This window comes from Polaromonas sp. P1_G4, assembly GCF_056405475.1.
This window is the reverse complement of record NZ_JBFUCA010000144.1, coordinates 1-8,829: the sequence shown is the minus strand read 5'-3', so window position 1 is coordinate 8,829 and position 8,829 is coordinate 1. Positions and strand designations below refer to the sequence as shown.

Below are 8,829 nucleotides of genomic sequence, written 5' to 3'. Positions count from 1 at the left end.
TATTTGGAGGTTGTAGGAGAAAGTTGCCGCGGCATGTCGGCTTGCCGCGGTCTTTGGTGGTAATTTTCGGCGCATCAATGTGCGCCGATGCGGTGCTTAAACGGCGCGGTTGCGCGCCAGTGGCGGGTTGCGCGCGAAGTAGCGCGTGATGCCGCGCATCAAGGCGTCGGCCAGCTGTACCTGGTATTCGTCGCTGCGCAGTTTKGCTTCTTCGTCGGGGTTGCTGATAAAGGCGGTCTCCACCAGCACACTGGGAATGTCAGGCGCTTTCAGGACAGCGAAGCCGGCTTGCTCGACTTTCGGTTTGTGCAGCTTGCCGACATTACCGATCTCGCCCAGCATGGCGCTGCCGAGCTTCAGGCTGTCGTTGATCTGCGCCGTGGTGCTCATGTCGAGCAGAGCTTTCTGTACCTGGGCGTCCTTGGCCTTGACGTTGATGCCGCCCACCAGGTCGGCCGAGTTTTCCTTGTCGGCGATCCAGCGCGCGGCGCTGCTGGACGCGCCTTTTTCGCTGAGCGCGAACACGCTGGCGCCCTGTGGACGCGCCGTAAAAAATGCGTCGGCGTGGATGCTGATAAAGAGGTCGGCCTGCACGCGACGCGCCTTTTGCACGCGCACATGCAGCGGCACAAAGAAGTCGGCATCGCGCGTGAGGTAGGCGCGCATATTGGGCTGCTGGTTGATGCGGTCGCGCAGGCGGTGCGCGATCTGCAGCACCACGTCTTTCTCGCGCGTGCCGCCGGGGCCGACGGCACCGGGGTCTTCTCCGCCATGGCCCGGGTCCAGCGCGACGATGACGAGGCGGTCGGTCTTGTTCTTCGCAATGACGGCCGCTTCGGGCGAGGTCTTGGCGCCGCCGGGGGTGGCAGGGCCGGTCGTTGGCCCGTGGGTCTTGTCCTTGTCTTTTTCCGCGACGACTGCCGGCGGTGGCTTGCCGTCGGCCTGCTTGCCCGACTGCCGTGCGATCAGGTCGGCAATAGGGTCATTGGCAGGCGCGGGCGTTGCGCCTGGTTGCCTGTCGGCGAGCTTCTCGGCAATCAGGGCTTCGAGCGGGTCGGCGACCTGCGTCGGGTACAAGTCAAACACCAGCCGGTACTGGTAGGCGGCCACAGGCGGCAGCGTGAACACCTGCGGCTGTATGGGCTGCTTGAGGTCTATCACCAGCCGCACCACGCCAGGGGCGTTTTGCCCCACGCGTATGCCCGAGATATTCGGGTCGTCGGATTTCACCTTGGCGACCAGTTCGCGCAGCGCGGGAATCAGGTCTATGCCTTCCATGTCGACGGCAAGGCGCGGCGGGTCGGCGACGAAAAATTGTTTTGCCTTGATTTCGCCGTCGGACTCGATGGTGAGCCGCGTGTAGTCTTTGGACGGCCAGACACGTACCGCCACGATGGTTGCGCCGCGCGCGATGTGCTGCACACCCAGCAGAAGCACCAAGCTGCCCAGTTGCAGGGCGCTGCGGCGGTTCAGGGTCCGGCGCTTCATGCCAGCAGCTCCACGCCCGTGGGCGTGTGGGCTGTCAGGGTGACGGCACGCGTTTCATCAGGCAGGACTTCCAGCTGCAGCAGCAGGTCGGGCTGCGGCAGATGCGGGCCGGCGTTCTCGGGCCATTCGACGAGCTTGAGGCCCGGGCTGGCAAAGATGTCGCGGAATCCGGCTTCTTCCCATTCGCGGGGATCGTTAAAACGGTAGAAGTCGAAGTGCCAGATGTTCAGGCCGGCGTGCCGGCTGGACGCGGGCAGGGTGTAGGGCTCAACCACCGCATATGTCGGGCTTTTGATGCGGCCCTCGACGCCCAGGCTCTGCAACAGGTGACGCACGAAGGTCGTTTTGCCGGCGCCCAGGTCGCCCTGCAGTTCGACCAGTGCGCGCACGATGGAGGGATGCCGCGCCAGTGTCTGCGCGAAGGCTGCCGTGGCCGCTTCGTCCTGCCAGGCAATGTTTTTTACAATCAGCGGGTGCCCGCCAGCAATTCTTTGAACAGTCATCAATTCGTTTCTCAAATTCAAACTTGGGCGCGCGAGCTTGGATTTTCGCAAATTGGCGTGGCCGGTGTGGATTTATCGTCGGCCGAGCCTGGATTATCAGCCTGGCTCGCTGCAGGCTTCCATGGTGACATGCATTACATGGCGGCGCACGGGCTCAAACGGGCCCGGCCGGCCGAGCTGATTCCGGGCACCATCAGCGTCATCACGGCACGCATGGACTATCTGCCCGCATCGACGGCTGCCGCCCCAGGCGAATGGCAGGCCCTGGAGTTCAGCCGGCTTGAGCGGCCTGCGGAAGGGATCGTATCGGTGTATGCACGTGGCCGCGACTATCACAAGATCATGCGCACCCGCCTGCAAAAGCTCAGCGAACGCATCTCCGGCCACGTCGGCCAGCTCGGCCATCGGGCTTTCACCGACTCTGCGCCTGTGCTGGAGGCCGAACTGGCAGCCCGCAGCGGCCAGGGCTGGCGTGGCAAACACACCTTGCTGCTCAACCGGGAAGCGGGCTCCATGTTCTTCCTGGGGGAAATCTACGTCGACATTGCCCTGCCGCCCAGCGAGCCGGTGACGCCGCACTGCGGCACTTGCCAGGCCTGCATTGACGTATGCCCCACGCAGGCGATCATCGCGCCCCACAAACTTGATGCGCGGCGTTGCATCTCTTACCTCACCATCGAACACGTGGGCCCGATCCCGCTGGAGCTTCGTCCGCTGATGGGTAACCGGATTTATGGCTGCGACGACTGCCAGCTGGTCTGCCCGTGGAACAAGTTCGCCCAGCGTAGCGCCTTGCCCGACTTTGACGAGCGCAGCAGCTTGACCGGGCAGCAACTCGTCACTCTGGTCGGCTGGACGGAGGCGGATTTTTTGCGATTCACCGAAGGCAGCCCGATACGCCGTATAGGCCATGAACGCTGGCTGCGCAATATTGCGGTGGCCATGGGCAATGCCCTGCGGGTGCTCGATCCTGAGGCGGGAACGCCCCTGCGCGAAGCCCTGCAAATGCATGCCGCTTCTCCCAGCGAGCTGGTGCGGGAACATGTGGCTTGGGCCCTCGGTCAATAAATTTGAATGAAATTGGCCTGCAGCCCTTTAAGGGTGTGCGCAAGCAGCTATTAAATCAATAGCAATTTGCCGGCTTCTCCCTAACGCAGAACACCCAGCGCAAACGGCAGGCTGACTACGCCCAGGATGGTGGACAGCGTCACCAAACCCGCCACGTAACCCCCGTTGTACCCCATGCGCGCCGCCAGCACGTACGCGCTGGAAGCCGTCGGCAGGGCAGAAAACGCCAACAGGATGGTGCTTTGCACCGGCGACAGCCCGAAGGCTTTACACAGGCCCAGGGCCATGACCGGCATCAACAGGTGCCGTATCGACAGCACGGCCACTGCCAGCGTTTTGGCTTGCGACAGGTGGCCGAACTGCATGCCGGCGCCTGCCGCCATCAGGCCCAGTGCCAGCGAGGCGGCTCCGATGCGGGTCACCGTGGGTTCGAGCCAGACAGGCAGGGTAAAGCCGAGCAGGTTGGCCACCAGGCCTGTGGCCGTGGCAAGGATCAGCGGATTGCGCACCAGCTCGCCCATGAAACCGCGCTGGGCATGCCGCGCCATGGGCCACACCGCCGCCACGTTGAAAAGCGGCACGCACACACCAATCAGCACGGCGATCAGCTGCAGGCCCTGGCTGCCCGCCAGCCGGTCGGCCAGGGCCAGCGCAATGAAGGAGTTGAAGCGAAATGCCACTTGCGCGCTGGCGGCGTGCTCACGCGAGTCGATGTGCCTGCCCAGCCATGGCAGGTGCGGCAGGCTGTAGGCCATCGCAATACCGGCAACCCCCAGCAGGATACCGGCGCTGATGAGGCTGGAGGCGGCGCCCAGGTCCAGCGGGCTTTTGACGATTGAATGAAAAAGCAGGACCGGAAACAAAAAGTAATAAACCAGGCTCTCCACCTGTTCCCATACGGTGCGGTTGAGGGCGGTGTAGCGGCAGACAAGGTAGCCGCAAACAATGAGGGAAAAGTCGGGAAAAAGAAGCTGCGCGTAGTTCACTCGCCGAGAATAACCGCAATCCCCCCGGGTTTGCCCTTATGCGTAATCCACAACTGCGGGGCATGAATGTTGCGATTACCATTTCTGCTGTTTTATTGAAGGACTGAACATGCAACGTCGTTATCTGTTTGCCTATTCCGTGGTGTCCGCGCTTGCGCTGGGCACCGCCGCAGGCCCCGCATTGGCACAGGGTTATCCCAACAAGGTGGTCAAGCTCGTGGTGCCGTTTGCACCCGGTGGCACCACTGATATCGTCGCCCGCGTCATCTCCGAGCCCCTGGGCAAGGCCTTGGGCCAGAGCGTGATCGTCGAAAACCGGGCCGGCGGCGGCGGCGTGGTGGGCGCACTCGAGACATCGCGCGCCGTTCCCGATGGCTATGCGCTGGGTGTGGCCACGGTGTCCACCACCGCGGCCAATCCCGCCATCAACCCCAAGATCCCGTACAACACGCTGACGGACTTCACGCCCATCATCAATATTGCGGCAACGCCCAACATCATTGCGGTTCACCCGAGCTTTCCGGCGCGCAACTACAAGGAGTTTGTGGCTGAGCTCAAAAAGAACCCCGGCAAGTATTCCTATTCATCCTCGGGCACCGGCGGCATCGGTCACCTGCAGATGGAGCTCTTCAAGAGCATGTCGGGCACCTTCGTGACGCACATTCCCTACCGCGGTGCAGGTCCGGCCCTGAACGACACGGTGGCGGGGCAGGTGCCCATGATTTTTGACAACCTGCCGTCGGCCCTGCCATTCATCCAGCAAAAACGCCTGATCCCCATTGTGGTGGCCGCGCCCCAGCGCCTGGCCGTGCTGCCGGATGTGCCCACCTTCAAGRAAGTCGGCCTGGAACCTGTGAACCGCATGGCCTATTACGGCATCATCGGCCCGAAGGGTTTGCCAAAGGACGTGGTCGACAAGGTCAGCGCCGGCGTGAAGAAGTCGCTGGAAGACCCGGCGATACGCAAACGGATCGAAGACACCGGCTCCCTGATCATTGCGAATACGCCTGAGCAGTTCACGGCGCAGATCAAGGCCGAATTTGATGTCTATAAAAAGGTGGTCGATTCGGCCAAGCTCAAGCTCGAATAAGGCTGGGAATCCGGCACGACCGGATGTGAAGCTACCCGTAAGCCGCCGTGCATTCAAATGTGCGGCGGCTTTTTTGTTATGGTCACCCCATGCAGCCAGAAAGCCAGTCCAGTATTGATGGGTTTATTGACGCCTTGTGGCTGGAAGACGGGCTGTCCAAAAACACGCTGGCGGCTTACCGCCGCGACCTGTCGCTCTACGCCGGTTGGCTGGCTGCCAGGGAGCAGGGAGGGCGAAGACTTGACGAGACGGCGGAGGCCGACCTCAACAGCTACTTTTCGGCCCGGCACGCTGCGACCAAGGCAACATCCGCCAACCGGCGCCTGACGGTGTTCAAGCGCTACTTTCGCTGGGCATTGCGCGAACACCTGATTGCTGCAGATCCGACGCTCAAACTCCAGTCGGCAAAGCAGGCGCTTCGGGTGCCCAAAGTCATGAGCGAAGCCCAGGTTGAAGCACTGCTGGCCGCACCCGACGACGACACGCCGCTGGGCCAGCGCGACCGCGCCATGCTGGAGCTGCTGTACGCCAGCGGCCTGCGTGTGAGCGAGCTGGTGGGCCTCAAGACATTTCACCTGGGACTGAACGAAGGGGTGCTTCGCGTCATGGGCAAAGGCAGCAAGGAACGGCTGGTGCCCTTCGGCCAGGTGGCGCGGGAATGGATTGTGAAATACCTGGCGGACGCCCGTCCGGCCATCCTGGGCGGGCAACAGACCGACGACCTGTTTGTCACCGGCCATGGCAAGGGCATGAGCCGCGTGATGTTCTGGATGCTGGTGAAAAAATATGCACGGCTTGCCGGCATCAACTCGCCGCTGTCACCCCACACTTTGCGCCACGCGTTTGCCACACACCTGCTGAACCACGGCGCCGATTTGCGCGCGGTGCAGATGCTGCTGGGGCATGCCGATATTTCCACCACCACGATTTATACCCACGTGGCACGTGAACGGCTGAAGGCGCTGCATGCGCAGCATCACCCTCGAGGTTGAGCGGTGGAGCCCTCAAGGGGCGGCGCTGTACATATAGTTTCGGCTGAAGGGATAGCTTGATTGGGCGCCGGTGACGGCGGTGTTGTGCACATCGCCCGAGGGCCGCGCCGCCAGCATCTGGTGCAGCGAAATCCAGCCCTGCTCAAAACTCATCGCACTGCCCGCCAGGTAAAGACGATAAGCCCGGAGCGTCTTCTCGGCGCGCTCGGCGCCGCCATCCGCAACCAGCACCTGGCGCGCCTCGTCCAGCTTGGCTTCCAGCGCGTCTGACCAGTTCCACAGCGTGCGGGCATAGTGCGGGCGCAGGTTTTCGGTGTCCACCATCTCCAGGCCCGCGCGTGACATATGCTCCAGTACGGCGCTGACATGCATCAGCTCGCCGCCCGGGAAGATGTACTTTTCGATGAAGTCACCCATGCCGGCGCCGAGCTGGCGGTTTTCCAGGCCGCCGGCGGTGATGCCGTGGTTCATGACCAGCCCGCCCGGTGCCAGCAGGCGCATGATTTTCTGGAAGTAGCCGGTCATGTTGGCGTGGCCCACGTGCTCAAACATGCCCACGGAGGACACCTTGTCAAAGGGCTGATCCTCCGGCATGTCGCGGTAGTCGCGTAGCTCCATTCGCACGCGCCCGCCCAGGCCTTTTTCCTCGATCAGGCGCTGCACATGCGCATGCTGATTTTTCGACAGCGTGATGCCGGTGGCGTCCACGCCGTAGTGCTCAGCGGCCCACAGCAGCAAGCCGCCCCAGCCGGCGCCAATATCAAGAAACCGTTCACCGGGCTTGAGCATGAGCTTGCGGCAGATATGGTCGAGCTTGGCTTCCTGGGCCTGGGCCAATGTCATGGCGTTGTCGCTGTAGTAGGCGCATGAATACACCCGTCGGGGGTCGAGCCAGAGCGCATAGAAGGCATCGGACACGTCATAGTGGAACTGGATTTGCGCTGCATCCCGGCTTTGGGTGTGGGCGGCCAGGGACTTGGCGCGGTGCAGCAGGCCGGACCACCAGCCTGTGTCGCTTTGCACCGGGTTGCCGGGAAGCAGCTTGGTGACGGCGCGCATCACGTCGCGCATGGCGCCTTCCAGTTGAAGCTTGCCTTCGACGTAGTCCTCTGCCAGGGCGCCGATCTGGCCGGCCTTGAGGCGGGCGATGGAGGACCAGTGCGAAAACGCGAGCTTGACGGGGGCGTTGGGCTCTCCGAGACGCTGGCCCTGCGGCAGCTGCAAGGCGATGTCCGCGGGCAAGCCCGGCATTTGCGAAGGGATGTCTGGGACGAGATGCCGGATCATGCGCAAACTCCTTTTCAAGAGTTTTGCAGTCTAGCGCTGTTCGAAAATCCCTGCCGTGACTGTATGTGTAGGAATTCGCCGCGTCCTGGCGTCTGTTCCTAGACCAGAAGCGCCAGTTCCACCTCGTCAAAACCAGCCCGCCGGCGGGCGTCCAGGTTCAGCGGGCCCTTCAGGCGAGGCGCCCCATACTGCCTGGCTAGCACCGGATAGGTCGCCACCGGGTCCAGCCCCCGCTGGGCGCACAGGTGGCGATACCAGTGGTTGCCGATGGCGACGTGGCCGATCTCGTCGGCGAGGATGATGTCCAGGATGTCGACGGCCCGAAGCGCTTCGGGAGAACCGACCTTGCGCAGTTTCGCCTGCATGGGCGGGGTGGCGTCCAGGCCGCGGGCCTCCAGGGTGCGTGGCACCAGCGCCATGCGCGCGAGCACATCGCCTTCGGTTTTGGCGGTCATGTCCCACAGGCCCGTGTGTGCGGGGAAATCGCCGTAGTCGTAACCCATGGCCTGGAGATGGGCGCGCAGCAGGCTGAAATGGTGGGCTTCTTCGGCCGCCACCTGCAGCCAGTCCAGGTAGTAGGCCCGCGGCATGCCGGCAAAACGCCAGATGGCGTCCAGGGCGAGGTTGATCGCGTTGAACTCAATATGGGTGACGGCATGGAGCAGGGCCGCCAATCCTTCGTGAGTGAACGGTGAGCGCTTGGGGACGTCGAGGTGGGACCGCAGTTCCGGCCGTTCCGGGCACCCGGGCAAGCTAGGCACCGCGGGAATCACCAGCTCCGTTGCTATCAAAACAGTAGCTGCTTGCGCGTGTGCCTGTTGGGTCAGGAGCACTTTTTGTTCCGGATTTGTGGCGAGCAGGGCCTGCAGCGCTTGCTGGCGCAGTTCTGCAGGGGCCGGTAGGTCCGTCATGAATCCATTGTCGTTGATACCTCGGGGATGTCTGGATTGGCTGCCGGCGGCTTGTGCTGGATGGCAGGGGGAGGCCTCCTTACAATCAGTACATGGCTGCCGCGCTCTTTCCTGCCTGTGGCCTTTGGCTTTAATTTTGAGTGAGAACGCATGGCTATTTACCAATTGGACAAGCTGACCCCCACCGTTCCTGCATCTGCCTGGGTGGCCGACAACGCCCAGGTGATTGGCGATGTGCGGCTTGGCGAAGACTGCAGCGTCTGGTTTGGCGTGGTGATCCGGGGCGACACCGAAACCATCACGGTAGGCCGGGGTACCAATGTCCAGGACAACAGCGTGCTGCATGCCGACATGGGCGTGCCCCTCACCCTCGGCGAAGACGTCACGGTCGGCCACCAGGTCATGCTGCACGGCTGCACCATCGGCGATGGCTCGCTGATCGGCATCCAGGCGGTGGTGCTCAATCACGCGAAGATCGGCAAGAACTGCCTGGTAGGCGCGGGC

Annotated in this window: 9 protein-coding genes; 4 read left to right on the top strand and 5 right to left on the bottom strand. The window is 62.9% G+C overall.

The genetic code is table 11. From position 1 onward, the window contains the following. Positions 1-96: 96 nt before the first annotated feature. Both AC1D1X_RS09425 and tsaE read right to left on the bottom strand, forming a co-directional pair. Complete coding sequence (locus AC1D1X_RS09425) at positions 97-1,488, bottom strand: N-acetylmuramoyl-L-alanine amidase (RefSeq protein WP_477671136.1); 1,392 nt, start codon at positions 1,486-1,488, stop codon at positions 97-99. Further along, positions 1,485-1,991 (bottom strand): tRNA (adenosine(37)-N6)-threonylcarbamoyltransferase complex ATPase subunit type 1 TsaE, encoded by a 507-nt coding sequence (tsaE, locus tag AC1D1X_RS09420; RefSeq protein WP_477671135.1) that lies wholly within the window; start codon positions 1,989-1,991, stop codon positions 1,485-1,487. Before tsaE ends, AC1D1X_RS09425 begins: the two co-directional genes overlap by 4 nt. Positions 1,992-2,006: 15 nt before the next feature. Here tsaE and queG point away from each other — a divergent pair, with 15 nt between their 5' ends. After that, positions 2,007-3,059, top strand: coding sequence for a tRNA epoxyqueuosine(34) reductase QueG (gene queG, locus AC1D1X_RS09415; protein ID WP_477671228.1), 1,053 nt, complete (start codon positions 2,007-2,009; stop codon positions 3,057-3,059). Positions 3,060-3,139: 80 nt separating this feature from the next. On the opposite strand, the gene AC1D1X_RS09410 is transcribed toward queG, so the two are convergent. Then, positions 3,140-4,045 carry an AEC family transporter gene (locus AC1D1X_RS09410; RefSeq protein ID WP_477671134.1) on the bottom strand — a complete coding sequence of 302 codons (906 nt, stop codon included), beginning with the start codon at positions 4,043-4,045 and terminating at the stop codon, positions 3,140-3,142. A 109-nt stretch (positions 4,046-4,154) separates the two neighbouring features. Between AC1D1X_RS09410 and AC1D1X_RS09405 the strand changes: the two genes are divergently transcribed. Beyond that, positions 4,155-5,135 (top strand): tripartite tricarboxylate transporter substrate binding protein BugE, encoded by a 981-nt coding sequence (locus tag AC1D1X_RS09405; protein ID WP_477698184.1) that lies wholly within the window; start codon positions 4,155-4,157, stop codon positions 5,133-5,135. A gap of 89 nt (positions 5,136-5,224) precedes the next feature. Then, a complete protein-coding gene (gene xerD, locus AC1D1X_RS09400; protein ID WP_477671132.1) occupies positions 5,225-6,127 on the top strand; it encodes a site-specific tyrosine recombinase XerD in 903 nt (300 codons plus the stop codon). Positions 6,128-6,139: 12 nt separating this feature from the next. On the opposite strand, the gene AC1D1X_RS09395 is transcribed toward xerD, so the two are convergent. Continuing rightward, positions 6,140-7,414, bottom strand: coding sequence for a class I SAM-dependent methyltransferase (locus AC1D1X_RS09395; protein WP_477671131.1), 1,275 nt, complete (start codon positions 7,412-7,414; stop codon positions 6,140-6,142). Positions 7,415-7,512: 98 nt separating this feature from the next. Continuing rightward, a complete protein-coding gene (locus tag AC1D1X_RS09390) occupies positions 7,513-8,325 on the bottom strand; it encodes a ferritin-like domain-containing protein (RefSeq protein ID WP_477671130.1) in 813 nt (270 codons plus the stop codon). A 150-nt stretch (positions 8,326-8,475) separates the two neighbouring features. Between AC1D1X_RS09390 and AC1D1X_RS09385 the strand changes: the two genes are divergently transcribed. Then, positions 8,476-8,829 (top strand): gamma carbonic anhydrase family protein (locus tag AC1D1X_RS09385; protein WP_477698183.1); only part of this gene is annotated, 354 nt, incomplete at its 3' end.